Source organism: Devosia epidermidihirudinis, from assembly GCF_000971295.1.
In the GTDB taxonomy this organism is placed as follows: domain Bacteria; phylum Pseudomonadota; class Alphaproteobacteria; order Rhizobiales; family Devosiaceae; genus Devosia; species Devosia epidermidihirudinis.
In genome coordinates, this window is the sequence record NZ_LANJ01000046.1 from 135220 (window position 1) to 159844 (window position 24625).

Sequence of the window (24625 nt, forward strand, 5' to 3'; positions counted from 1 at the left end):
ATCCGGCCTCGCAACCGGTTAGCCTCTCCGTCGTTGAACAGCCAGGCAAAGCAGGAGCAAGGCATGGGCGAGTGGTGGCGTGGCGGGGTGATCTATCAGGTCTATCCGCGCTCATTTCAGGACAGCAATGGCGACGGCATCGGTGATCTGCCCGGCATTATCGCCCGGCTCGATCACATCGCCAGCCTTGGCGTCGATTGCATCTGGCTGTCGCCGATCACCCGGTCGCCGCAGGCCGATATGGGCTATGACGTCTCTGATTATCGCGATGTCGATCCGCTGTTTGGCTCGTTGCATGATTTCGATAGCCTCGTCGCGCAGGCCCATGCGCGTGGCATCAAGGTGATTATGGATCAGGTGGTCAGCCACACCTCGGACCTGCACCCCTGGTTTCAGGAATCGCGCCTCAACCGCACCAACGCCAAGGCCGACTGGTATGTCTGGGCCGATCCGCTGCCCGATGGCTCCCCGCCCAATAACTGGCCTGCGGTGTTCGGTGGCCGCGCCTGGGAATGGAACCCGACGCGCGGGCAGTATTACCTGCACAATTTCCTCGCCAGCCAGCCGGACCTCAACTTCCACAATCCGGATGTGCAGCAGGCCGTGCTCGACATCATGCGCTTCTGGCTTGAACGCGGCATTGATGGCTTCCGCCTCGATACGGTGAACTACTATTTCCACGACAAGAAGCTGCGCTCCAATCCGCCCAACAAGCGCGACGAGCATCTGCCCTATGCGGTCAATCCCTATGACATGCAGGAACACAAATACTCCAAGAGCCAGCCGGAAAACGTCGATTTCCTGCGCCGGGTCCGTAGCCTGCTCAACGAGTTCCCCGGCGCGACCTCAGTTGGCGAAGTCGGCGACAGCCACAAGTCGGTGGAGCTGATGGCGGAGTACACCTCGGGCGGCGACACGCTGCACATGTGCTACGGCTTTGATTTCCTCGGCCCCCAGTTCACCGCCAGACATTTCCGCAGCCGCATCGAGAAGTTTTTCACCACCGGTCCCGATGGCTGGCCGTGCTGGAGCTTTTCCAACCACGACGTGCCCCGCCATATCACCCGCTGGGCCGAACATGGTGCCACAGCGCCAGAACTCGTCCGTCAGTCGGCAGCCCTCGTGCTGAGCCTCAAAGGCTCGGTCTGCCTCTATCAGGGCGAGGAACTGGGCCTGCCCGAAACCGATCTGCTGTTTGAAGAGCTCACCGACCCGCGCGGCATTCGCTTCTGGCCCGAAGACAAGGGCCGCGATGGCTGCCGCACGCCGATCCCGTGGGACGAGGGCAATGCCCCCAACGGCTTCACCACCGGCACGCCCTGGCTGCCGGTCAAGCCCGCCCAGTCTGCGCTCAACGTGGCCCAGCAGAATGCGGACAGCCATTCGAGCCTGGCGTTCTACCGCACCATCCTGGCCTGGCGAAAAAATCACCCGGCCTTGTTTGACGGCGATATCGCGTTCTACGACACCGCCGAGCCGGTCCTCGCCTTCCGTCGCAGCCATGGCAATGACACGCTGGTCTGCGTGTTCAATTTGTCGCCGGTCGCGAGCGCCGTGACCGTCTCGGGCGGTGGTTCACTGGAAGCGGTCTCGCAAAATGCCGTTCTGGATGGCGAACAGCTGGCCCTTGGCGCTAATGGCTATGCCTTCATTGCGGTCTCTGGCAGCGCCACGACGGTGACCACAAAGGCTTGACCCACAAAAAGAGACCCCCGCGCCAGGCACGGGGGTCACTCTTGGCAGGCTTATGGCCAGGGATCAGCCAACCTGCTGCAGAGTTGAGGGGTCAAAGAACTGCATGCCGACCGTGCCGTCTGGTTTGGTCACATAGGCGCGGATGCAGCCGTTCCAGTCTTCAACGCTCGAGACGTTGACGCCCCGGTTGGCCAGCGCATTAATAATCGCTGTATCATTGTCAGAAATGGATGTGGTCGAGTCACAGGCCACCATGGTCCCTACGCTCGATGCAGCCTGGGCTGGCATGGCGACGGCGGCAAGGCTCAGTCCGGCAAAAGCGGCGGCAGCAGCAAATTTGATCATAACAAAACGTCCTTGAAAATATGTTCGGGAGAACGCTCTGATCATGCCGTCAATGGCCCGGCAGTGCCAATTAAAGCCCTGTTATGTTTATGAAATTTTGGAAATTGACGGTAATGTGACGGCAAGGTTCGCCAGCGGCTACTCGACCCGACGATAGCTGTTGGGGTCAAAAAACTGCATTTCGATGCCGCCTTCAGGCTTGCGCACATAGGCGCGAATGCAGCTGCCCCAACGCTCGACGCTGGTGGCATCCACGCCCTTGGCGCGCAGGCGCTGCAGATCGAATTCGTTGCGGTCGCTCTCGGAAAACTTCTCGCCAACTGACACCCCAAATGACAGCTGAATGCCGGGCGTGGCGTCATTGCACATGGGGCCGGCAAGGGCGGGACCAGCGGCGAGGGCGAAGGCAAGGGCAGTCAGGCTCAGGGTGATGCGTTTGGACATCGCGAGTCTCCGTTTCCTACTGCCTCTGCCCTTCCATTGTGGCGGCCTCGCGGCGGCGGATCACCACCACAACCGCTGGGATGGCAAAGCTCAGCATCAACAGGCGGATTACATGGTGCGCGGCGATAAACGCCGTATCATAGCCCAGCGCGATGCCGAGCGCGCCCATGCCTTCCAGCGCTCCCGGCGATAGCCCCAGCCACACCTGGCCAAACGGCATTTGCACGATGCTGGCCACGATCCAGGCCATCACCGTCACAATGGCCACCGTCATCGAGGTGGCAATCAGCCCGCCCCAAGCAGCCTGCAGGAATTCCCGGCGCGAAATCCCGGAAAAGCGCGACCCGATCAGCGCGCCGGTCATAATGAAGGTGATCAGCACCAGCGGGCCGGGCAGGGCTGCGGTATAGAGCCCGCCCAGCTTTGCCACTGTCGCCACGGCCATTGCCCCCAGCACAAACCCTGCCGGCACCTTGAGCCACACAAAGATCTGCCCGCCAACAATGCAGGCCGCCGCCAGCGCCAGCAGTTCCCACCATTGCAGCGTCGTCGTCACCACGCTGACGTCGAAATGCTCGATGGGCAGGATCATCGCGCCGATCGGCACGCAGATGGTCAGCATCATGATGCGGATGACCTGGATGATCACGATCTGTCTGGCGTCGCCTACACCCGAGGCGGCAATGCCCATGACGAAGGATAGGTGTCCGGGAAACGAGCTGAGATAGGCCGTGCCCGCATCCAGCTTGAACAGCTTCGTCAGCATCCACCCCGTCGCGGCAATAATCAGCACCAGCTCGATCGCCAGCGCGGCAATGCTCACCGGCCAGCGGGTGATCAGGCTGAGGCTGTCCGGTGCCACGCTTGCGCCCATCGACATGCCGACCAGCAGAAACGCCACATCGCGCAGCCGGTCGGGCATAGCCACCTTCACCCCCGCCATCGCTGCCGCCGTCACCGCCATGGCCCCGCCCATCAGCCATCCGGCAGGCAAGCCCACCAGGGTCGCCAACGCGCCCCCGGCAGCGGCAATGACAAGGGTGAGCAGGGTGGGGAGCAGAGACGAAGGGACGGTCATAAATCTTGCCACGACCTCGTCCTTCGACAGGCTCAGGATGAGGTCTACTCTGGTGTAGAGGTCTATCCGCAGACCTCATGGTGAGCCTGTCGAACCACGAGGTCGGGCTTGGCGCTAGCCAATCGGCAAGGCGCGCTCTGCCAGCTTTGCCCAATAGCTTGCACCAACGGGAATGATCTCGTCGTTGAAATCATAGGTGTCGGTGTGCAGCTCGGAACTGTCGCCATTGCCGAGGAAGATATAGGCGCCCGGCCGGGCTTCCAGCATGAACGAGAAGTCCTCGCCACCCATCGATGGCGGCGCATTGGTGTCGACGCGGTCCTCGCCGACCACTTCCTTGGCCACTTCCGCGGCAAAGTCCGTCTGCGCCTGCGTATTGACCGTCACCGGATAACCGCGCGCATAGCGAATGGTGGCTTCGGCGCCAAAGCTGCGGGCAATCTGGGGCACGAAGTCATTGAGCCGCGCCTCGATCAGATCCTGCACCCCGCCATCCAGCGTGCGCACCGTCCCGGTGATCTTGGCCGATTTGGAAATCACATTGTCCGCCTCGCCGGCCTCGACCATGGTCACCGACAGCACAGCGCTTTGCAGTGGGTCGACATTGCGCGACACGATGGACTGCATGGCCACGATCATATTGGCCGCCACGATGATCGGATCGATCGTGGTCTGCGGCCGTGCGGCATGGCCACCAACGCCATTGATGTCGATATAGAAGCGGTCGGTCGCGGCCATGATGCCGCCGACGCGAATGCCAAACTGTCCCGCTGGCATGCCCGGCCAATTGTGCAGGCCATAAAATTCGTTAATGGCAAACCGCTCGGCCAGCCCGTCCTTGAGCATTTCCTTGCCACCGCCGCCGCCTTCTTCCGCGGGCTGGAAGATCACCGCAATACGGCCATCGAAATTGCGCGTCTCGGCCAGATACTTCGCAGCGCCCAGCAGCATGGCGGTGTGTCCGTCATGACCGCAGGCATGCATCTTGCCCGCTTCGGTGCTGGCATAGGCCTTGCCGGTCCGTTCGGTCACAGGCAGCGCATCCATGTCGGCGCGCAGCCCGATGGTGCGGCCACTGGTATTGGCTCGGCCATTGATAATCCCGACCACGCCAGTTTGGCCCAAGCCGGTCACCACCTCATCGCAGCCAAACGCTTTGAGCTTTTCCGTCACCAGTCCAGCCGTCCGATGCACATCGAACAGGATTTCCGGATGCGCGTGAAAGTCCTGGCGCCACTGGGCGATTTCGTCGTGGAACTCGGCGATGCGGTTGAGAATGGGCATGAAAGGTCCGAAACAGTCTACTCTGGGACAGTGTCGCTGCCCCAATCCATGCCGTCAACACTAGTGCGATCAAGGTTAAGACACCATGTCGCTCATGCAAGCCGCTACCACCGCGCCATCAGTTGTCATCTCTCCCCCTCGCGGGGAGGGAAGCGAGATAGGACTTAGCTGGCTAAGTCCGTCATCGAGCCGGATGGGGGGCTCACCCACGCACGGAGCCCTCCCACCCCCGGTACCCTTTTCCAACAAACCTGACTCAACTAGCCCAAATTTGCGCCTGCGCGGCTTGCCCGTCCGGACCATATTTGTCATGACACGGCCAACTTGCAGGAGCCCCCATGAAAATCCTGGTCGCCATCAAGCGCGTCGTCGATCACAACGTCCGTATCCGGGTCCGTCCCGATGGGTCTGGCGTTGAAACCACTGGCGTTCGCATGTCGATGAACCCGTTCTGCAAACACGCTGTGGAAGCAGCTGTGCAGCTGTCCGAGGCTGGGCATGGCGATGAAATCGTCGTTGTCTCCATCGGCCCCAAAGTGGCCAATGATGTGATCCTGACCGCGCTCGCCATGGGTGCCCACCGCGGCATTCTCATCGAGACCGATGCCGAGCTCGAAACCCTCGCCATCGCCAAGCTGTTGGCCAAAGTCGTCGCCGAGGAAAACCCTGATATCGTGCTGCTGGGCAAGCAGGCCGTTGACGACGATAGCAATCACGTTGGCCAGATGCTCGCGGCCCTCACCAATCGCCCACAGGCGACGTTCGCTTCGGAGATCAAGGTGGTCGGGCAGGGGCTCGAGGTTACCCGCGAGGTCGATTTCGGCCGCGAAACTGTCGCCATTCCATTGCCCGCCATTGTCACCGCCGATCTGCGTCTCAATACCCCGCGCAATGCCGCGCTGCCCATGGTGATGAAGGCGCGCTCCAAGCCGCTGTCCGTTCGTCCGGCGGCAGAATTCGGCGTCGATCTGGCCCCGCGCCTCACCGTCGAAAAGATATCCCCGCCCGCCGAGCGCGTGGCAGGAAAGACCGTGGGTTCGGTTGCCGAGCTGGCTGCCTTCATTGCCAACGATGTTTCTGCGATGGAGGCCCTCTGATGTCGGTTCTCGTTCTTGCCGATCACGATCTGGGCACGCTCTCGCCCGCCACGGCCCGCGTGGTCAATGCGGTCGCCCAGTTGGGCCCCGTTGATGTGCTGGTTATCGGCGAAGGTGTCGACGAGGTGGCAAAAGCCGCAGCGTCCCTCGTTGGCGTGGCTAAGGTATTGATTTCACAGAGTGATGCATTCGCATCTGCACCAGCAGATTCAGCCGTCGCGCTACTGGAAACGTTAGCAGTCCGCTATCAGTTTGTAGCCACATCGGCAGGTTCGGTTGGCAGGGACGTTATTCCGCGCCTCGCCGCCAAACTCGACCTCATGCCGATCACCGATGTGGTCAAAATCCTCGGCCCCAACAGCTTCGAGCGGCCCATCTATGCGGGCAACGCGGTTCAGACCGTCACCAGCAACCAGCCTCGCCAGCTGCTGACCCTGCGCGCCTCGGCCTTCCGCGCCGCCGCATCAGGCAATGCCGCGCCGATTGAGCCGGTCGTCGCGACGGGCATCACCACCACGGCCAAGATCATCGCGGCGCATCGCACCGAAAGCGATACGCCCGACCTCGCCACTGCCCAGATCGTGGTCGGTGGTGGTGTTTCGGTCGGTTCGGCCGAAGGCTTCAAACTCATTGAAACGCTTGCCAAAAAGCTCGGTGCAGCCGTTGGTGCCACCCGCGCTGCGGTCGATGCGGGCTACGCCCCCAATGATTGGCAGGTGGGCCAGACCGGGAAGATCATCGCCCCAGATCTCTACATCGCCATCGGTATTTCCGGCGCGCTCCAGCATCTCGCCGGCATTCAGGGCGCCAAAAAGATCGTCGCCATCAACACCGATGCCGAAGCCCCGTTGAGCAAACTTGCCGACGTCCTGCTGGTTGGTGATCTCTTTGATGTGGTTCCTCAATTGATCGCCGAACTCGATCGCTTGGGCGTCAAAAGCTGAATTGCAAAATCCTGCGCGCCGCCTATAAAGACGGCGCTTTTCCCACCGGAATGATCCTGACATGTTCGAGACACTTACCAAGGCCCCCGGCGACAAGATCCTGGCGCTGATGGGCGAATACGCGGCTGATCCGCGCCCCACAAAGATCGACCTTGGCGTCGGTGTCTATAAAGACGAAAAGGGCGTCACCGCCGTGATGTCTGCCGTTCGCAAGGCCGAACAGCGCATTCTCGAAAACGAAAAGACCAAGACTTACCTTGGGATAGCCGGCAACAAGGGCTATGGCGCCGCCGTGCTCGATCTGGCTCTGGCCGATAGCGTTGACCGCAGCCGCGTCCGCATCGCGCAGGCTCCCGGCGGCACAGGTTCGCTCTGGGTGCTGATGCAGCTGGTCAACCGCGCCAAGCCCGGCACCACCGTCTGGGTGTCCGACCCAACCTGGCCAAACCACAACCCGATTGCCGAAAACTCCGGCCTCAAGGTCAAGACCTACCCCTATTTCGACACCGAAACGCGCGGTGTGAAGTTTGCCGACATGCTGGCCACGCTGGACAAGCTGGGCAAGGATGACGTCGTGCTGCTGCACGGTTGCTGCCACAACCCAACCGGCGCCAACCTTGCTAACGATCAGTGGGATCAGGTCGCAGCAAGCCTCGCCAAGACTGGCGCGCTGCCCTTCATCGATCTGGCCTATCTCGGTTTCGGCGATGGCCTGCTCGAAGACGCCTATGGCACGCGCAAGGTGATTTCCTCGGTTCCAGAAGCGCTTATCGCGTTTTCGGGCTCGAAGAATTTCGGCCTCTATCGCGAGCGCGTTGGCGCGGCGATCCTGGTTGCGCGCGATGCTGCGCAGGCTGATGTGACCAATTCCCAGCTGCTCAACATCATCCGTGGCGCCTATAGCCAGCCACCCGATCATGGTGCCGAAATCATCCGCACCATTCTCGAGGATGCCGAGCTGCGTGCCGAGTGGGAAACCGAACTCAACGCGATGCGCGGCCGTATGATCCGTCTGCGCGAAAAGCTCAGCGAGGCGATCCGCCAGAAGTCCAACTCCGAGGACTTCGACTTTATCGCCGATCACCGCGGCATGTTTTCGCTCCTCGGTCTGCCAAATGAGACCGTCGAACATTTAAAAGCCGCCAATGGTGTCTATATGATTGGTGATAGTCGCATCAATGTCGCCGGCATCCCCGAGGATCGCATTGGCGATTTGGCGGATGCGATGCTTGCGGCCATCAAATAGCGCCTGTCAATTCGCCTTGCGGACGGCATTTGCCGTGCTACACCTTTGCCAAACGGGCAACATACGACCTTAGGAGGGAACCATGAAGTTCTTCGTCGATACTGCGGAAATCAAGGACATCAAGGAGCTCTACGCGACTGGTCTCCTCGACGGCGTCACCACCAATCCATCGCTGATTGCCAAGTCCGGCCGTGACTTCAAGGAAGTCATCAAGGAGATCTGCGATCTGGTTCCCGGTCCGGTTTCGGCTGAAGTGGCTAGCCTTGAATATGAAGGCATGGTTGCTGAAGGCGAACACCTCGCCAAGATCGCCGACAACGTCGTGATCAAGCTGCCGCTGACGCTCAATGGCCTCAAGGCCACCAAGTACTTCCATGACAAGGGTATCCACACCAACGTCACGCTGTGCTTCTCGGCCAACCAGGCGCTGCTCGCTGCCAAGGTCGGCGCGACCTACATCTCGCCTTTCCTGGGCCGTCTCGATGACATCAACCTCGATGGCGTTGAACTGATCGAAAACATCCGTCAGATCTACGACAACTATGGTTTTGAGACCCAGATCCTGGCTGCCTCGATCCGTTCGCCAAACCACGTGACCCAGGTCGCGCTGGCTGGTTCCGACGTTGCCACCATCCCACCCGATGTGATCCGCAAGCTGGCCAACCACCCGCTGACCAATGCGGGCATCGAAGGCTTCCTGAAGGACTGGAAGGCAACCGGCCAGTCGATCCTCTAAGGATCGCGCCGCACACGATATAGGCTTCACGGGTGTCCGTGAGCCCCAGCCAAATCAGACCTCGCCCTTCGACAAGCTCGGGGTGAGGTCTTTGCTTTTTGGAGCCAGCCATGGCCGATCTAGAACTCGCCGCCCGCATCAAGTCAGCTCTGGCGGCCGTGGAAATTCCTGGCGGGGGTGACCTGGCTGGTTATGGCGGACTGTCCGAAATCATCGTCACGCCCAGCGCTGTGGCCTTCGCCATTGCGGTTGCGCCTGGCATGGAGGCCGCCTTCGGCCCGGCCCGCGAACAGGCGCAGCAGGCCGCGCAAACCGTTGCCGGTACGCGCAAGGTCATGGTCTCCCTCACTGCTGGCAAGCCGCCCGCCGGCCCCAAATTCTCCCATGGTAGCCCGGTGCCCGCCGGCAAGACCGCCGTTCCGGGCATCAAGCGCATCATCGCGGTAGGGTCGGGCAAGGGTGGCGTCGGCAAGTCCACCGTCGCCGTGAACATCGCGCTAGCGCTGGCCGCAGAAGGCCTCAAGATCGGCATGCTCGACGCCGATCTTTATGGCCCCTCCATCCCCAAGCTGCTTGGCATTGAAGGGCGGCCTGCCATCCGCGAAGATGGCATTTTCACGCCACATGAAGCCTTTGGCATCAAGGCCATGTCGATCGGCTCCATGCTCAATCCCGATCAGGCCGTGGTCTGGCGCGGCCCGATGGCTACCTCCGCGCTGCGCCAGTTGCTGCGCGAAACCGATTGGGGCGATATCGACGTTCTGGTCATCGATCTGCCGCCTGGCACCGGCGACATTCACATCTCGCTCTTCCAGCAGGCCGAAGTCGATGGCGTCGTCATCGTCTCGACGCCTCAGCAGCTGGCCCTGATCGACGCGAAAAAGGCCATCGACATGCTGCACCGGCTCAATGTGCCGCTGTTCGGGCTGGTCGAAAACATGAGCTACTTCATCGCGCCCGACACCGGCACGCGATATGACATCTTCGGCAGTGGTGGTGCTGAGGCTGCGGCCGCCGATCTCGGCCTGCGCTTCCTGGGTGCTGTGCCGCTTGTCATGTCGATCCGTGAAGGCTCTGACGCCGGTCTGCCTCCCATGGTCAGCCAGCCTGATGGCCCCGAGGCTCAGGCGTTCCGCGCCATCGCGCGCACCATTCTGGCCAATGATCCGGCGCGGCAGCGTTCGCCCGAATTCAGCAAATCTTAACGCCTTGCGGTAACCCTGAGGCATGGCCAAAGTCGCAAACTATTCCCGCTACGACGCGCTGCAATTGCAGCGCGCGAAGCGTCGCGAGATTGTCGACCGTGGGCGCGAACAGTCGGCCAGTGTGAGCCAGGCGATCTCGGCAAACATCAATAGCACGGCCCAACTGCAGGCCAAGATCAGCGAAATGCAGATCCGCACGCGCTCGCAAGAGGCGGTCAAAGCCAAGATGGAAAAAATCAACAAGCTCGCCTGACAAGGCATGCAATCGAATTGCAATCGATTGCATAGGGGTTCTGGCTGCGCTATTTGCCTATGGGACGGGCAGAAACAGCCAGAGGAGCGTCCATGTTTTCCATCGACCGCAAAGACTTCGGTCCCGGCTTTACCTTCGGCGTTGCCACCGCCGCCTACCAGATCGAGGGTGGCCAGCAGGATGGTCGCGGTCCCTCCATTTGGGACAGTTTTTCAGCGACCCCGGGCAATGTTCACAATGGCGATACCGGGCGCAATGCCTGCAATCACTACGAGCTGTGGCCCCAGGATCTCGACCTGATCCGCGATGGTGGCTTCGATGCGTACCGCTTTTCCTTTGCCTGGCCACGCCTCATTCCCCAGGGCACCGGCGCGGTCAATCAGGCTGGCGTCGATTTTTATGACCGCCTGATCGACGGCATGCTCGAACGCGGCATCAAGCCCTACGCGACCCTCTATCACTGGGACCTCCCTTCAGCCTTGCAGGACAAGGGCGGCTGGATGAACCGTGATATCGCCGGTTGGATGGGTGAATATGCCGCCCTCATCGCCAACAAATTCGGTGACCGCCTCGAAGCCACAGCCACCATCAACGAGCCGTGGTGCGTCGCTTTTCTCAGCCACTTCCTCGGCGTGCATGCGCCGGGTTATCGCGACCTGCGCGCTGCAGCCCGCGCCATGCACCATGTGCTGTTCGCGCACGGCACGGCCATCGACGCCTTGCGCGCCAATGGTGCCAAGAATCTCGGCATCGTGCTGAATCTCGAAAAGTCCGAAGCCGCTTCCGACTCGGCTGCCGATCAGGCAGCGCGCGACATGGGCGATGCGGTGTTCAATCGTTGGTATCTGGGCGGCGTGCTCAAGGGGCAGTATCCGAAGGAAGTCACCGATTGGCTCGCGCCTTATCTGCCAGAAGGCTACGAGAGGGATATGGAAGTCGTGTCCCGTCCGCTCGACTGGCTGGGCATCAACTACTATACGCGCGGCATCTATAGGGCGTCAGGTGTTCCCGGCATGCCGGCCGAGCAGGTCAAGGGGCCGCTCGAAAAGACCGAAATGGGCTGGGAAATCTATCCGCAGGGGCTGACCGACATTCTGGTCCGCGTCTCCAAGGAATACACCAAGATCCCGCTCTACGTCACCGAGAACGGCATGGCTGAGGTTGAGGGGGACGATGATCCCCGCCGCGTCTCGTACTACGACGAGCACCTCAAGGCTGTACTCAACGCGCGCGAGCAGGGCGCCGATGTACGGGGTTACTTCGCCTGGTCGCTGCTCGACAATTACGAGTGGGCCGAAGGCTACAACAAGCGTTTCGGCATCGTTCACGTCGACTACGAGACCCAGCAGCGCACGCCCAAGTCGAGCTATCGCGCCTTCCAGGGCATGTTGCACAACACGCGCTAAGCGCAGCGCCTTGTCTCGGTCACGCGGGCAGCGTTAACTGGCACTAACCCCAAGGGAGAGTGCCGATGACTGCCAGCCCGATGACCGAGACCAAGCAGAATGCCGACCAGGTACTGGATGCCGATTGGTGGCGCGGGGCGGTGATCTACCAGATCTACCCGCGCTCCTATCAGGACCAGAACGGCGATGGTGTCGGCGATCTTGTCGGCATCACGAGCCGCCTCGATTACGTGGCCGATCTCGGCGTCGACGCCATTTGGCTTTCGCCCGTTTTCACCTCGCCGATGAAGGATTTCGGCTACGACGTCTCGGACTATCGCGGTATCGATCCCAGCTTCGGCACCCTCGATGATTTCGATAATCTGGTGCAGAAGGCCCATTCGCGGGGCCTCAAGGTCATCATCGATCAGGTGATCTCGCACTCGTCCGACAAGCATGCCTGGTTCTCGGAGTCGCGCCAGTCGCGCACCAATCCGCGTTCCGATTGGTATGTCTGGGCCGACGCCAAGCCCGACGGCACGCCGCCCAACAACTGGCTGTCGATCTTTGGTGGCTCGGCCTGGCAGTGGGATAGCCGCCGCATGCAGTATTACCTGCACAATTTCCTCGTCTCCCAGCCCGACCTGAACTTCCACAATCCTGACGTGCAGGATGCATTGCTGGCCGACATGCGCTTCTGGCTGGAGCGGGGTGTCGACGGCTTCCGGCTCGACACCGTCAACTTCTACTTCTGCTCGCTGGGCTTTGAGAACAATCCCGTGGTGCGTCCCGAGGATTTCAACGCCTCGACGGCCCCGGCGGTGAACCCCTACAATTTTCAGGAACACCTCTACGATAAGTCGCGCCCGGAAAACCTCGCCTTCCTCAAGCGCCTCCGCGCGTTGATGGACGAGTATCCCGGCAAGACCACCGTGGGTGAAATCGGCGACAGCCAGCATCAGCTCGAGATCATGGCCCAATACACTTCGGGCGATGATCACCTGCACATGGCCTATACCTTCGATTATCTGGGCGGCGAGTTCTCTGCCGAACACTTCAAGGCCGCCATTGCCGCGACCGAAAAGTCCGCACCTGACGGCTGGATTTGCCTCGCCTTCTCCAACCATGACGTTGTCCGCCACATTAGCCGCTGGTCAACCCACGGGCAGGAGGATGCCTTCACGCGCCTCACGGCCACGCTGATTCTGTCCATGCGCGGCTCGGTCTGCCTCTACCAGGGCGAGGAGCTGGGCCTCAAGGAAGCCGAACTGGCCTTCGAGGATCTGGTCGATCCTTATGGCATCGAGTTCTGGCCCCAGTTCAAGGGGCGTGATGGGTGCCGTACGCCGATGGTCTGGCAGTCCCATGCCGCCAATGGCGCCTTCTCGACCGCCAACCGCACCTGGCTTCCGGTGCCCGCCGAACACCTGCTTCATGCCGTCGATACGCAGGACAAGGTCGATGGCTCGGTGCTCGAGTTCTATCGCGCGCTACTGGCCTTCCGCAAAGCCCATCCCGCTCTGGCCAAGGGCGATATCGAGCTGCTTGATGCACCGGCCAATGTGCTCGCTTTCACGCGGAGCGAGGGCAGCGAGCGTCTCCTCTGTGTGTTCAACATGAGCGACGAGGCCGCGCAATATGCGGTCCCGTTCGGCCTCATGCCTCAGGGCGCGGGCTGCCCCGGCGTCACCGCAGAGCCGGTGGATGGGCAGCTAAAGCTGTCGGCTTTTGGCGCCTATATCGGCGTTCTTTAGCCTGTAATTTCCGGCAGACGCGCGGCCACCAGGTCGCGCGTCAGCGTGTGTTGGGGATTGGTGAAAATGGCTTCGGGCGCGCCTTCCTCAACAATGCGCCCGGCTTCCATCACCAGCACCCGGTCGGCCACGGCGCGCACCATGTCGAGGTCATGGCTGATGATGAGATAAGTCAGCCCAAACTCGGTCTGTAGCCGCGCCAGCAACGCCAGCACTTCGCCGCGCACGGAGACGTCCAGCGCAGAAACCGGCTCGTCCAGCACCACCAGTTTTGGTTTGGTCACCAGCGCACGCGCTATCGCCAGTCGCTGCCGCTGTCCCCCCGAAAACTCGTGCGGATACCGGTCTAGCATCGCCGCGTTCAGCCCCACTGCTTCGATGGCCTCGACCAGGCGCGCGTGCCGATCCAGCGGGCTCAGGCCCGGGTCCAGCCGCAATGGCTCGCCCAGCGAGGCGGCAATGGTCTGGCGCGGATTGAAGCTGCCAAACGGGTCCTGAAATACCAGCGAGATATCGCGACGAAGCGCCTTGGGCAGATCGGCACCATGATAGGCCGTGCCGCCCAGCCGGATTTCGCCCGAGGTCGCTGTATCGAGCCCCACCACGATTTTGGCCAGTGTGGTCTTGCCGCATCCCGATGGGCCCACCAGCGCGAGGCATTCGCCGCTGGCAATGCTCAGGCTCACCTCATTGACGGCGCGCAGGGGCTTTTGCGCCCAGAGCCACGCGCCACCCTGCCGATAATCACGCCGGACATTGTCGACTTCCAACAGCGTTGCGCCGCGCCGATGCACTTCCGGGCGCACGTCAAAGCGCGAGGCGGCAATGAGTTTTCTTGTGTAGTCCTGCTGCGGATTGGCAAAGACGCTCGCCGCCGGGCCGCTCTCGACCAGTCGCCCCTTGTGCATCACGGCGACATAGGTACACAGCGCGCCCACGGCCTTGAGGTCATGGCTGATGAACAACAGCGCCATTTGCCGCCGCGCGCAGATTTCGGCAATCAGATCGAGCACGCGCCGCTGTGTAATGAGGTCGAGCGCCGAAGTTGGCTCGTCGGCGATGAGGATATCCGGCTGGCTCGCCAACGCCATGGCGATCATCACGCGCTGGCGCTGTCCGCCCGATAGCTGGTGGGCAAAGCGTTCGCCGTGGCGTGGCTCCAGCCCCACTTCGGCCAACAGCCCAGCGACGTCGACCGTATTGTACTCGCCATTGTTGAGCCGAATGGCCTCATCGATCTGGTCGCCCACGCGCATCAGAGGATTGAGCGCCGTCATCGGCTCCTGAAACACCATGCCGATGCGCTTGCCGCGCAACCGCGCCATGTCGCGTTCAATGGTTGGCAGCGGTGCGCCATCGAGCAGGATCGTCCCGCCAACCTGCGCGCCGTCCGGCAAAAGCCCGGTCACGGCCAAAGCCGTCAGGGTCTTGCCCGACCCGCTCTCGCCAATGACGCCAAAGCGCTGGCCGCGTTCCAGCCTGAAGCTGACGTCGGTCACAGCATCGCTGTCGCCAAAGCGCACCGATAGTCCGGAAACCTCAAGCAACGACATTGGAGCTTCCCTGGGCACGCAAACGGGCGTCAATCGCGTCGCGCAATCCGTCGCCGGCGATATTGAGCGCGATCACGATCAGCACGATGCATAAGCCCGGCACAAAGGTCAGGAATGGATGCAGCAGAAACAGGCTTTGTGCATCCTTCAGCATCAGTCCCAAACTGGTTGATGGTGGCTGGGTGCCCAGCCCCACATAGCTCAGCCCCGCCTCCGACAGAATGCCGAGCGAGAGCTGGATCGTGCCCTGCACGATGATCAGGCTCATGATGTTGGGCAACAGATGCCGGTAGGCGATCTGGGCATTGCCAAATCCAGCCAATCGGCCGGCCGCCACAAAGTCCAGTGTAGCAATGCTGAGCGCGCCCCCTCGGGCGACACGGGCAAACACCGGAATGTTAAACACGCCAATGGCCACCACCGCATTAATCGAGCCGGGCCCGATCAGCGTCGAGATGAGAATGGCGACGATCAGCGCTGGGAAAGCGAAAATGAAATCGGTAAACCGCAGCACCAGCCATTCCACCGGCCCGCCCCATGCCGCCGCCGCAAGTCCGAGCGGTACCCCGATCCCTGCGCCGATCGCCACGGCCAGCGCAGCGACGACAAAGCTCGTCAACGTGCCCGACATCATCAGCGAAAACATGTCGCGCCCCAGATTGTCCGTGCCCAGCCAATGCTCGGCGCTCGGCCCGAGGAAACGTCGCCCGATCTCGATCTGGGCAATGGGGTAGGGCGTCCAGAACAGGGAAACCAGACCCAGAAGGGCAAAGAACAGAGTTGCCGCCAGTCCGATGGCAAGGCTTGGATGCGCCAGAATACGTTTCATGGCTTGCCTCGCTCACGTAGGCGTGGATCGACTATCGCATAAGCGATGTCGACGATAAGCATGGTTGCGGTTACGGCAACGACCAGAATCATCGTCGCACCTTGCACCAGGATGAGGTCGCGCTCGGAGATCGCCGTAAAGATCAGCCGCCCCAGCCCCGGCAGGTAGAATACGTTCTCGACGATGATCGTCCCTGCCACGAGAAAAGCGAACTGCAGGCCGAGTACGGTCAACACCGGCAGCAATGCATTGCGCACGCCATGCCGCCACACGGCCTCACCCATGGTCAGCCCCTTGGCGCGTGCGGTGCGGATAAAGTCCTGCCCGGTCACATCGACCAGGGCGGTGCGCATCACCCGCGCCAGAATGGACGCCTGCGGCAGCGCCAGCGCCAGACTTGGCAGGATCAGCCCGCGAAAGGCGAGGCCCGGATTGTCATTCCATGGGGTAAACCCACCCGGCGGCAGCCAGCGCAGGGTCACTGCAAATAGCAGCGTCAGCATCATGCCAAACCAGAAATTGGGCACCGCCACGCCCATCTGGGCCAGCACCATAATGCCGGTATCGGTGGCCTTACCACGCCGTCGCGCTGCGATAATGCCGAGTGGCAGGCCAACGGCGACCGAGATGATCATGGCGAAAACAGCGAGCGGCAAAGTCACGCCAATCCGGTCCCAGATCAGCTTGGCGACCGGCGCGCGTTGTGTGTAGGAGGTGCCGAAATCGCCCTGCAGCATGCCCCAGAGCCAGCTGCCAAAGCGCTGATAGGATGGCAGGTCCAACCCCATTTGTGCCCTCAGCCGCGCCAGCGAGTCCGGTGTCGCATTGATGCCGAGCACGAATTGCGCGGGGTCTCCCGGCAAGAGATTGAGCAGATAGAAAATCACGGCCGCTGCAACGAGCAGCGTGACCACAAAGCCGATGAAGCGTCGGAGAGCGAACAGGATCATGCAGAGGCCACGCAGAGCTGCCCCCGGATATGATCCGGGAGCAGGATGGTCATGACGCTGAAGGTTTCAACGTCCATACGAATGGATAGGACTGATTTACTCTGTCCAGCGGATGTCGCGCAGAACCAGCCCCTCGATGGGCGAGTTCTTCCACATGCCGGTGAGCTTGGAGTTCCACACGCCAGTCTGGGGAAGCTCGAACAGATAGCCGTTGACTGCGTCCTTCGCGAGAATGGTCTGTGCCTCGATGGCCAGTTCCTTGCGCTGTGCGTCGTCGGTCGTGCCATTCAGCTTCTCTATGACCGCCTGGAAAACGGGATTGTCATAGCCGAAGTAGTAATCGGGATTGGCGTAATTTCCAATGTCGAATGGTTCGACATGGCTGATGATGGTCAGGTCGAAATCCTTCTTGGTGTAGACGTCGTCCAGCCACTGCGCCCATTCCACATTGATCAGCTCGAGCTTGATGCCGATCTTGGCGAAATCGCTGGCAATGATCTGCCCGCTGAGACGCGCATAAGCCAGGGGTGGCAGCTTCAGCGTTGCCGAGAAACCATCAGGAAAGCCGGCCTCTGCAAGCAGCTTGCGCGCTGCGTCGAGATCGAACGGATAGGTGTTGGTCAGGTCGACATAATAGGGATTGTGCGGCGCGAAATGGCTGCCGATTGGCACGCCATAGCCATAGGTTGCGCCATCGATGATCGCCTTGCGGTCAATGGCATGGGCCATGGCCTGACGCACGCGCAGGTCCGTGAACGGCGCCTTCTTGTTGTTGGTCGACAGCAGGGTCTCACCTTCCGTCGTGCCAACCAGAATGTTGAACGCTGGATTACCCTCGAACACACCGAGTGCCTCGGCGGCGAAGTTGTTGGTGCCGTCGATGTCACCAGCCAGCAGCGCATTGGTCATTGTCGCGGTATCGCTGATGAACACATAGGTTGCCTTGGTCAGGTGGATTGGCTCACCCCAATAGGGGCCATAGGCTTCCAGCACGACGCGGCTGCCCTTGTCCCACTGCACGAAGCTGAATGGACCGGTGCCGATCGGGTCGGTGGCGTTGTTGTCAGCGCTTTCCGGCGCAACGATCACCGCGTCGCCACGGCCCAGATCGAACAGGAACATGCCGACAGGCTTGCTGAGCTTGAACTCAACGGTCAGCGGATCGATCACCGTGACGCTGGAAATCGGCTCGTAGAATTCCTTGTGCGCATTGGTGCTGTTTGGCGACAGGATACGGTCGAAGGTGAACTTGACGTCTTCGGCATCAAAGCTGGTGCCGTCGTGGAAGGTCACTCCGTCCTGCAGCTGGAACGTATAGGTCAGATTGTCGTCCGAGATGGTCCAGCTCTTGGCGAGGTCGGGCTGAACAGCGCCGTTCTCGTCGATGCGGGTCAGACCCTCAAAAATGTTCTGGTAGACGACGATATCGATGGCTTCAGCCGCCCCGGCAGTCGGATCGAGGATCGGTGGCTCAAGCGCCACGCCGATGCGGACTTCGGTTGGCTGCGCCATCGCTGCCGCGACAAGTGTCGTGCTCAGCGCCAGCGCGAGGCCGATAGCCTTCAATGCATTGCCCATAGGTCGCTCCTAACTTCGGCGCCAAACCGCGCCGTTTGATTGATCAGCCCGCGTCGATATTTCGACGGTGCCCCAAAGCGTTACGCTGCTCAATCGTGCCGGTGCATGAGGCCCCGGCTCCCATGGACAGAATGTATATTGGATCGCCACTAACATGGCAGTAGCCGGTTTGGTTATACTTTCCTACGATCGCCCAGCCGCGTAGCAAGAATGACCGGAATGAGCCCGGCCAGCACGATGAACAGTGCGGGCAGCGCTGCCTGAGCAAAAAGCCCCACATTGGCGCGCATATAAACCAGCGTCGCCAGCGTATCGACGCCGAGCGGGCGCAGCAGCAGCGTCGCCGGCAATTCCTTGACGATCTCGACAAACACCAGCGTCGCCGCACTCAAAATTGCGGGCGTGAGTGTCGGAATATCGATGCGCAACAGCAGCCCCAGCCTGCGCTCGCCCAGAACCTTGCCAGCATCGAGCACCGACGTGCCGCGCTTCTTCATCGCCGCATCCAGCGTCGAGTGACTGACGGCGAGGAACCGGATGGCGTAGACATAGAGCAGGGCGGCCATCGATCCCGACAGGATCAGTCCCGGGCGCCAGTCCGCCAGCGCCATGGTCATCCGGTTAAACCACAGATCGGCCTGCCCCAGCGGCTGCAACAGGCCCAGTGCCAGCACCGTGCCGGGAATGGCATAACCTAGGGTCGCCAGCCGGATTGCCCCGCGCGACACGCTGCCGGACGATTGCGAAAGCTTGGCCGCGATAAAGCCCAATACCACCGTAATGACTGCGCCCAGGCTCGCCAGAATGACTGTCGGCACCAGCGCCGCTACGGTCGAGGCGATAGTCTCTGGCAGCACCACGCGGAAGGCCGAGAACGTCAGCTGGCCAACGGGAATGCCGAACCCCAGCGCCAGGAGCACGAGGCAAAAGCCGAACGCGCTCCACTTGCGTGGCCCCGCCAGAATTTCGCGGGCGGGTGGCACCCGGCTGTCGCGCCGACCGAGATAAACCCGATTGCGCCGCGCCTGACCTTCGGCGGCGATCAACAGGCCAATAACCAGCACCACCGTCACCGCCAATTGCGCTGCGCCGCCAAAGTCAGCCCGGTTGATCCAGGTGGAATAGATGATGGCCGTGATAGCGTTGATGCCGAAATACTGCACCGCGCCGAGGTCGTTCACCACCTCCATCATCGCCAGCGTCACCCCCACCACAAGGGCAGGGCGCGACAGCGGCAGCGTTACGGTGAAAAACGTCCGCATCCCGCCCGCGCCAAGCGTTCGCGCTGCAATATTGAGCGAGGCCGACTGCATTAAGAAAAACGCGCGGCATGCCACATAAACGTAAGGATAGAGCACGGCTGACAGCACCAACACCGCACCCCAGCTGCTGCGAATATTGGGAAACCAGTACTCCTTGAGCGAGGTTGCGCCATTGAAGGTGCGCAGCAGGGTTTGCAGCGGCCCGGTGAAGTCGAGAAACTCCACATAGGTGTAGGCCGCCAGATAGGTCGGCACGGCCAGCGGCACCACCAGCGCCCAGTCAAACAGCCGCCGCAGTGGAAATTCGTAATGCGTCACCAGCCACGCTGCAACGAGGCCAACCGTTCCGGTCACCAGCCCGACCGACACCATCAGTTGCGCCGTGTCGCGCAGTGACGTTGGCAGCATCGCCGCCGCCAGTCCATTGCTGCCCGTCGCAACAGCCGCAGCAGCCGACCATGCCAGCCAGCCAATCGGCAACCCGGCAAGCGCCACCAGAACCAGCGGCACGATGGGCAGTGCAAACGAGCGCTCGCTCTTTTGCCAGTGCTGGCGAAGTGTCCCCAGCATGCCTTAGTTCTGCGGGCCTTCGTCGAACTTGATCTCGTCGACCAGCGCCGCCGCTTCCTTGCGGTGCGAGGCAATCTCGACCATTGGCGTCTTGTCGGCGTTCAGCGCGCCCCAGCTGGCCACCAGCTCGGATGGCGCGACGCCAGCCACCACGGGGAACTCATAATTGCCGCTGGCGTAGATGTGCTGGGCTTCGTCCGACAGCAGGAATTCGACCAGCTTGTTGGCATTGTCCTTGTTGGGCGCATACTTCGCCACAACCGCACCAGACAGGTTCACCTGCGTGCCGTCGCCCGTTGCATCGGGATAGATGATACGTGCCGAAGCGGCCCAGTCCTTCTGTTCAGGCTCTGCGTCATTGGTCAGCATCAGGCCCATATAATAGGTATTGCCGATGGCGAGGTCACAGGTGCCTTCAAAGATCGCCTTCATCTGGTCGCGGTCAGCGCCGGTTGGCGGGCGGCTGAGGTTATCGCGCACATGGATCAGCCAGTCGCGCGTCTTGTCGACACCCCAATGGGAAATGCGGGTCGCGATCAGCCCGATATTGTAGGCATGCTGGCCCGAACGGGTGCAGAGGCGCCCCTTCCACTCGGGGCCTGCAATGTCCTCATAGGTCAGCGCGGTTTCGCTCACACGATCGATCGAGGCATAGAACACGCGGGCGCGTAGCGACAGCGCCACCCATTGCCCGTCTGGGTCCTGATACTGTGCCGGCACCCGCGCCAGAGCCTCCGGCGCAATGGTCTGGCTCACGCCCAGGTCCTTGGCATTGGCGAGGTTGCCAATATCGACGGTGACGATGACGTCAGCAGGCGACAGCTCGCCCTCGGCCTGCACGCGCTCGATCAGCCCATCTGCCGCAAACAGCACATTGGTCTTGATGCCGGTTTCCGAGGTGAAGAGATCGAGCAAGGGCTGGATCAGGCCGGGCTCGCGATAGGTGTAAACGTTCACCACATCGCTCTGCGCCATTGCCGGACCACTCTGGCTCAATGCCAATGCAGCCACCACAAAACCAACGCGTTGCCAAACAGCCATAATGCCGATCTCCAGTTGCTGCCTTGTGGAACTGGTTCGGTCGCGTGTCAATTAAATCTAGCGAAAACAATGCGTTACCGTTTGGAGTGATTCCAAACTGCAGCGCGATAGTGGAGTAGATTCAGCACCTTGCCTGACGAGGCAAGTCAGCTTTCTTTGCTGACTTCGTTGGTCTGCTCGACGAGGTCGGGTGGGATGCGCAGAGTGAACAGCATGCCCTTCTCACCGGCCGGGTCGACAGCGAGCGAAAACGCATTCACGGCCAGCAGCGAGCGCGTCAGCGCCAGCCCGACGCTGGAGCGCACCGGGGTCATCATCTTGCCGTCGCGGCCGGGGCCATCGCGGAACACCACGAAGCGTTCAGCCATATCCACGGCATTGGTGGAACTGTCGCGGACGTGGATGGCGATACCACCATCGTCTTCGCGCTGCGCCGAGATCACGGCTGCGGCACCTGTCGGGGTCTGGTCGATGGCGCTGGCAAGCAGGTTCAAAACAGCCTGAGCCAGCGATGCACGGTCAGCCGTGATGCGGGGCAGGGTTTCGGAGATGGCATTGCGCACGATCACCCGGGCGCTGCTGGCCTGCTGGCGCACCCGAATGACGCAGCTTTCCAGCAGGGCCGTCAGCTCAATACTAGCGCGCTGCGGCAGGTAGCGACCATCCCGCAGGCGCGCATAATCATCGAGCTCATCGACGAGCGCCGCAATCTCATGGCCAGCCGTTGTGATGTCTTGGGCATAGCTTTCATAGCGCTCGTTCTCCAGCGCCCCGAAAGCCTCCGTGCGGATCAGGTCCGAGAAGCCGATAATGGTGTTGAGTGGTCGGCGTACGCCCCGGCTGATACGTGCCAGCAGTGCTGGATCGGCGTCACTGGGCGCGGCGAGGCGCTGAGGCGCCGTATCGCGATTACGCACGAAGCCGAAATAGCCCGTGACGATTCCAGCCTGGCCCTGCGCGAACAAAATGATTTCAGCTCTGCCGCTGCCAGACCGGGCGGTGAGGCATGGCCGCGCCGTTTCAGCAAAGCGCGCCGGGCGTTCGAGGAACTCTCGCAGCCCCGGCAATTCGGTGTCGGCAACCATGGCAGACAGCGACATGCCCAGCGCAGCGTCGGGCTTTTGTTCAAGCAACATGGCGCCGCGCGCCGTCATGGCGCTGATCACACCCGCGCGGGTCGCTTCAAAGAAACCATCACCACGCACATCGGCGAACGACTGCGCAAAGGCGCGCACTGCCCCTTCATGGCCAGTGCGCACTTCGGTCGCGCTGGCGGACAGCATCAGGGCAGGGCGTCCCTGCCAGGAAATTGACTGCAGGCGCGCCGTCACCGGCACAAGCGTGCCGTCGCGCTGCACCAGATGGTTGACCGGTCCGGCTTCCTGTCCGTCAGGGCCAGCCGCCGGAAACACCGAGGCGAGCCCCGCAGCGCGCAGGCTTTCGACCGAGCTGTACCCCACCATTTCGGTGATCGCCCGGTTGGCAAACAGCACCTGCTGATCCCGGAACACCAGAATGCCCAGCGGCAAACGGTTCAGCACCAGCGTTTCGCCGCCCAGATTGATCAGGGAGCCGGACGGCGCTGCCGCTGCGACCGGCGCAACGGGCTGGCGTGCAGCGCTATTGTCGCCGACGCGATCATTGAGGATGCGCGACAACTCATCAAAATTATACCGCGACACGCGCTCGACGGTTTCAGTGTCCGGAGCGGCCGCATCCTCAGGCTGTGGTCCGGGCTCGGTGATCGCCTCGACGATTGTTTCTTCAGAAACCTGATCCAGCCGGGTGAGGTCATCAAGATCCGCTTCAGCGTCGGTCTCTTCAGCTGGTGTGTCTTCGATCTCGCCCGGGTCCATGATGGCAACGCGGGCGTCGGTCGAATCGTTTTCGTCCATTGTCGCAGCTGTTTCGGGCACTTCGGCGTGCGGCGCTTCTGGTGGCGTGTCGTCGTCCGCGGTCAGCGGGGTATAGAGCGCCTCGTCGGCGGCGAGCTTGTCGACCAGCCGACTCAGGCGGCTGCTCGTCAAAGGCGTATCGGACGCAGCGGTGTCCTCGGTCCGCTCCGCCGAATCATCCGCCGTCACCAAAGCCAGCGGCGGCGCAGCGTCCTGTTCGGCTTCTGTCCAGTTCGCCAGGTCATCCTGGTATGCCGGCGTGGACACTTCGGGAGTGTCGGCGGCAGGGGGCACGATGTCCCCATGATCCACATCGTCATGCCACTCTTCAGGGATCGTCGGTGATTCGTCCGCAACAGTCACATCGGGCGTTACGGCCTCGTCCACGGTTGCGGGCGCTTTGGCCGCAGCCAGCACCTCGGCAGCGATAGGATCGACGCCCACCACCAGCAGAACCTTTTGTCCATCCTGCCAGGTCAGCGGTGTCGTCGCACAGGTGCTCGAAGCGGGTTTGTCGCCGGCCAGGAACTGGATTCGCGCCAGGCTTGTGCGGCCAAGCGAGCCCAGCCGGATATTGCGCGCGATCTGTCCCTTGATCGGAACAGCCAGCGGCGCTGGTTTCAGCCCGTGCTTTTTGAGTTTCGCCAGAAACAATCCAGCCGCTGCGTTTTGCCACAGCAGCAGCGAGCCATCCTGCGACCAGAGCCAGGCCGGGCGCGAGTCATCGGCGTGCTGTAACACGCGACGAGCGCTGGGCGATGTGATCCAGTCGGCATCCATATACGACAGTGTTCCTGCGATTCCGGCGGCAATGTGTGCCAAGACGGCACAAATGCGTGGGATCCTTAAGCTTTCTTCAATATAGGGCGTGGCGAGGACGGTCCATAGCGCAGCGCCTTTCTGCCAAGGCATTCCGTCCTGATGGTTAAGTCCCAAAGCGTTAAGAAAGGCCGTGATTGGACCCGTTATCCGCTGGAAAGGAATTTCCGGGGAAGGTGGGCAAATGGGTGCTTGTCATCCAGAAATTCTCGACCTATGTTCCGCCCGCTTTCGGGACGTAGCGCACCGCCGTCCCAGCAATGGTATTTGCCGCCTTAGCTCAGTTGGTTAGAGCGCTAGATTGTGGATCTAGAGGTCCTCGGTTCGATCCCGAGAGGTGGTACCATTCCTTCCCTTGCAAGTTTTGAGTTTTTGCTGCGCTGTGTCGCCAGGCGCGACTGTGCTTGCCGAACCCATGCGCAATCGTCGACACTTCGATCAAACGCCATTTGACTGAGTTGCCATGCCAATCGATTTTCGCAAACACGACGCCACAGCAAAGCACCTCCCTGACGCTGATCGACAGAAATACACGCTGAAAAAAGCTGAGCTCATCAAAGCCAAGGTGGCGCAGGACGCTGCCGATGAGCAGCTCAGCGCCTTCTTCTGGCAGTGCTTCGAGGATGACGACGAGGACGAAGGCGACGAGCCGTAAAGGGGGC

At 61.5% G+C, this 24625-nt stretch carries 21 protein-coding genes and 1 tRNA gene; 11 read left to right on the forward strand and 11 right to left on the reverse strand.

The genetic code is table 11. From position 1 onward, the window contains the following. Nucleotides 1-63 precede the first annotated feature (63 nt). Entirely contained in the window at nt 64-1695 is a 1632-nt protein-coding gene (locus tag WH87_RS17300; RefSeq protein WP_046139693.1) for an alpha-glucosidase family protein, read from the forward strand. Between the two features lie 63 nt (nt 1696-1758). On the opposite strand, the gene WH87_RS17305 is transcribed toward WH87_RS17300, so the two are convergent. The 4 genes from WH87_RS17305 to WH87_RS17320 form a co-directional block, all read right to left on the reverse strand. Beyond that, nucleotides 1759-2040 (reverse strand): hypothetical protein, encoded by a 282-nt coding sequence (locus WH87_RS17305; protein ID WP_046138912.1) that lies wholly within the window; start codon nt 2038-2040, stop codon nt 1759-1761. A 138-nt stretch (nt 2041-2178) separates the two neighbouring features. Further along, complete coding sequence (locus WH87_RS17310; RefSeq protein ID WP_046138911.1) at nt 2179-2484, reverse strand: hypothetical protein; 306 nt, start codon at nt 2482-2484, stop codon at nt 2179-2181. 16 nt (nt 2485-2500) lie between these two features. Beyond that, nucleotides 2501-3562 carry an AbrB family transcriptional regulator gene (locus tag WH87_RS17315; RefSeq protein ID WP_046138910.1) on the reverse strand — a complete coding sequence of 354 codons (1062 nt, stop codon included), beginning with the start codon at nt 3560-3562 and terminating at the stop codon, nt 2501-2503. A 114-nt stretch (nt 3563-3676) separates the two neighbouring features. Continuing rightward, nucleotides 3677-4846: a M20 aminoacylase family protein gene (locus WH87_RS17320; protein WP_046138909.1), complete on the reverse strand. Its 1170-nt coding sequence runs from the start codon at nt 4844-4846 to the stop codon at nt 3677-3679. Nucleotides 4847-5184: 338 nt separating this feature from the next. Between WH87_RS17320 and WH87_RS17325 the strand changes: the two genes are divergently transcribed. The 8 genes from WH87_RS17325 (at nt 5185) to bglA (ending at nt 13466) form a co-directional block, all read left to right on the forward strand. After that, nucleotides 5185-5943, forward strand: coding sequence for an electron transfer flavoprotein subunit beta/FixA family protein (locus WH87_RS17325; RefSeq protein WP_046138908.1), 759 nt, complete (start codon nt 5185-5187; stop codon nt 5941-5943). Then, nucleotides 5943-6887 (forward strand): electron transfer flavoprotein subunit alpha/FixB family protein, encoded by a 945-nt coding sequence (locus tag WH87_RS17330; RefSeq protein ID WP_046138907.1) that lies wholly within the window; start codon nt 5943-5945, stop codon nt 6885-6887. Before WH87_RS17325 ends, WH87_RS17330 begins: the two co-directional genes overlap by 1 nt. Nucleotides 6888-6948: 61 nt before the next feature. After that, a complete protein-coding gene (locus WH87_RS17335) occupies nt 6949-8133 on the forward strand; it encodes an amino acid aminotransferase (RefSeq protein ID WP_046138906.1) in 1185 nt (394 codons plus the stop codon). Between the two features lie 82 nt (nt 8134-8215). Continuing rightward, nucleotides 8216-8869: a fructose-6-phosphate aldolase gene (gene fsa, locus WH87_RS17340; protein WP_046138905.1), complete on the forward strand. Its 654-nt coding sequence runs from the start codon at nt 8216-8218 to the stop codon at nt 8867-8869. 110 nt (nt 8870-8979) lie between these two features. Beyond that, entirely contained in the window at nt 8980-10074 is a 1095-nt protein-coding gene (locus WH87_RS17345; RefSeq protein WP_046138904.1) for an Mrp/NBP35 family ATP-binding protein, read from the forward strand. A gap of 22 nt (nt 10075-10096) precedes the next feature. Then, entirely contained in the window at nt 10097-10327 is a 231-nt protein-coding gene (locus tag WH87_RS17350; RefSeq protein ID WP_046138903.1) for a hypothetical protein, read from the forward strand. A gap of 92 nt (nt 10328-10419) precedes the next feature. Then, a complete protein-coding gene (locus WH87_RS17355) occupies nt 10420-11733 on the forward strand; it encodes a GH1 family beta-glucosidase (RefSeq protein WP_046138902.1) in 1314 nt (437 codons plus the stop codon). A gap of 65 nt (nt 11734-11798) precedes the next feature. Further along, nucleotides 11799-13466 carry a beta-galactosidase BglA gene (bglA, locus tag WH87_RS17360; protein ID WP_245622472.1) on the forward strand — a complete coding sequence of 556 codons (1668 nt, stop codon included), beginning with the start codon at nt 11799-11801 and terminating at the stop codon, nt 13464-13466. Here bglA and WH87_RS17365 read toward each other — a convergent pair. The 7 genes from WH87_RS17365 to WH87_RS17395 all read right to left on the reverse strand — a co-directional run bounded on the left by WH87_RS17365 (nt 13463) and on the right by WH87_RS17395 (nt 23924). Continuing rightward, complete coding sequence (locus WH87_RS17365; protein WP_046138900.1) at nt 13463-15019, reverse strand: dipeptide ABC transporter ATP-binding protein; 1557 nt, start codon at nt 15017-15019, stop codon at nt 13463-13465. The genes bglA and WH87_RS17365 overlap by 4 nt on opposite strands. Then, nucleotides 15006-15848, reverse strand: a complete 843-nt coding sequence (locus WH87_RS17370; protein WP_046138899.1) for an ABC transporter permease — start codon at nt 15846-15848, stop codon at nt 15006-15008. Before WH87_RS17370 ends, WH87_RS17365 begins: the two co-directional genes overlap by 14 nt. Next, nucleotides 15845-16798, reverse strand: coding sequence for an ABC transporter permease (locus WH87_RS17375; RefSeq protein WP_046138898.1), 954 nt, complete (start codon nt 16796-16798; stop codon nt 15845-15847). Before WH87_RS17375 ends, WH87_RS17370 begins: the two co-directional genes overlap by 4 nt. 96 nt (nt 16799-16894) lie before the next feature. Beyond that, on the reverse strand, nt 16895-18376 hold the full coding sequence (locus tag WH87_RS17380) for an ABC transporter substrate-binding protein (RefSeq protein WP_046138897.1): 1482 nt from the start codon (nt 18374-18376) through the stop codon (nt 16895-16897). 173 nt (nt 18377-18549) lie between these two features. Next, complete coding sequence (locus WH87_RS17385) at nt 18550-20208, reverse strand: ABC transporter permease (RefSeq protein WP_052726380.1); 1659 nt, start codon at nt 20206-20208, stop codon at nt 18550-18552. A 3-nt stretch (nt 20209-20211) separates the two neighbouring features. Then, complete coding sequence (locus WH87_RS17390) at nt 20212-21249, reverse strand: extracellular solute-binding protein (protein ID WP_052726379.1); 1038 nt, start codon at nt 21247-21249, stop codon at nt 20212-20214. A gap of 146 nt (nt 21250-21395) precedes the next feature. After that, on the reverse strand, nt 21396-23924 hold the full coding sequence (locus tag WH87_RS17395; RefSeq protein WP_046138896.1) for a two-component sensor histidine kinase: 2529 nt from the start codon (nt 23922-23924) through the stop codon (nt 21396-21398). 308 nt (nt 23925-24232) lie between these two features. Between WH87_RS17395 and WH87_RS17400 the strand changes: the two genes are divergently transcribed. After that, nucleotides 24233-24309, forward strand: a tRNA-His gene (locus tag WH87_RS17400). A 117-nt stretch (nt 24310-24426) separates the two neighbouring features. Then, nucleotides 24427-24618, forward strand: coding sequence for a hypothetical protein (locus tag WH87_RS17405; RefSeq protein WP_046138895.1), 192 nt, complete (start codon nt 24427-24429; stop codon nt 24616-24618). Nucleotides 24619-24625: the final 7 nt, after the last annotated feature.

Excerpts from the sequence above, each read along its gene's own strand:
- WH87_RS17300 (WP_046139693.1), top strand. The coding sequence starts at position 64 with ATGGGCGAGTGGTGGCGTGGCGGGGTGATCTATCAGGTCTATCCGCGC.
- WH87_RS17305 (WP_046138912.1), bottom strand. The coding sequence starts at position 2,040 with ATGATCAAATTTGCTGCTGCCGCCGCTTTTGCCGGACTGAGCCTTGCC.
- WH87_RS17310 (WP_046138911.1), bottom strand. The coding sequence starts at position 2,484 with ATGTCCAAACGCATCACCCTGAGCCTGACTGCCCTTGCCTTCGCCCTC.
- WH87_RS17315 (WP_046138910.1), bottom strand. The coding sequence starts at position 3,562 with ATGACCGTCCCTTCGTCTCTGCTCCCCACCCTGCTCACCCTTGTCATT.
- WH87_RS17320 (WP_046138909.1), bottom strand. The coding sequence starts at position 4,846 with ATGCCCATTCTCAACCGCATCGCCGAGTTCCACGACGAAATCGCCCAG.
- WH87_RS17325 (WP_046138908.1), top strand. The coding sequence starts at position 5,185 with ATGAAAATCCTGGTCGCCATCAAGCGCGTCGTCGATCACAACGTCCGT.
- WH87_RS17330 (WP_046138907.1), top strand. The coding sequence starts at position 5,943 with ATGTCGGTTCTCGTTCTTGCCGATCACGATCTGGGCACGCTCTCGCCC.
- WH87_RS17335 (WP_046138906.1), top strand. The coding sequence starts at position 6,949 with ATGTTCGAGACACTTACCAAGGCCCCCGGCGACAAGATCCTGGCGCTG.
- fsa (WP_046138905.1), top strand. The coding sequence starts at position 8,216 with ATGAAGTTCTTCGTCGATACTGCGGAAATCAAGGACATCAAGGAGCTC.
- WH87_RS17345 (WP_046138904.1), top strand. The coding sequence starts at position 8,980 with ATGGCCGATCTAGAACTCGCCGCCCGCATCAAGTCAGCTCTGGCGGCC.
- WH87_RS17350 (WP_046138903.1), top strand. The coding sequence starts at position 10,097 with ATGGCCAAAGTCGCAAACTATTCCCGCTACGACGCGCTGCAATTGCAG.
- WH87_RS17355 (WP_046138902.1), top strand. The coding sequence starts at position 10,420 with ATGTTTTCCATCGACCGCAAAGACTTCGGTCCCGGCTTTACCTTCGGC.
- bglA (WP_245622472.1), top strand. The coding sequence starts at position 11,799 with ATGACTGCCAGCCCGATGACCGAGACCAAGCAGAATGCCGACCAGGTA.
- WH87_RS17365 (WP_046138900.1), bottom strand. The coding sequence starts at position 15,019 with ATGTCGTTGCTTGAGGTTTCCGGACTATCGGTGCGCTTTGGCGACAGC.
- WH87_RS17370 (WP_046138899.1), bottom strand. The coding sequence starts at position 15,848 with ATGAAACGTATTCTGGCGCATCCAAGCCTTGCCATCGGACTGGCGGCA.
- WH87_RS17375 (WP_046138898.1), bottom strand. The coding sequence starts at position 16,798 with ATGATCCTGTTCGCTCTCCGACGCTTCATCGGCTTTGTGGTCACGCTG.
- WH87_RS17380 (WP_046138897.1), bottom strand. The coding sequence starts at position 18,376 with ATGGGCAATGCATTGAAGGCTATCGGCCTCGCGCTGGCGCTGAGCACG.
- WH87_RS17385 (WP_052726380.1), bottom strand. The coding sequence starts at position 20,208 with ATGCTGGGGACACTTCGCCAGCACTGGCAAAAGAGCGAGCGCTCGTTT.
- WH87_RS17390 (WP_052726379.1), bottom strand. The coding sequence starts at position 21,249 with ATGGCTGTTTGGCAACGCGTTGGTTTTGTGGTGGCTGCATTGGCATTG.
- WH87_RS17395 (WP_046138896.1), bottom strand. The coding sequence starts at position 23,924 with ATGGATGCCGACTGGATCACATCGCCCAGCGCTCGTCGCGTGTTACAG.
- WH87_RS17405 (WP_046138895.1), top strand. The coding sequence starts at position 24,427 with ATGCCAATCGATTTTCGCAAACACGACGCCACAGCAAAGCACCTCCCT.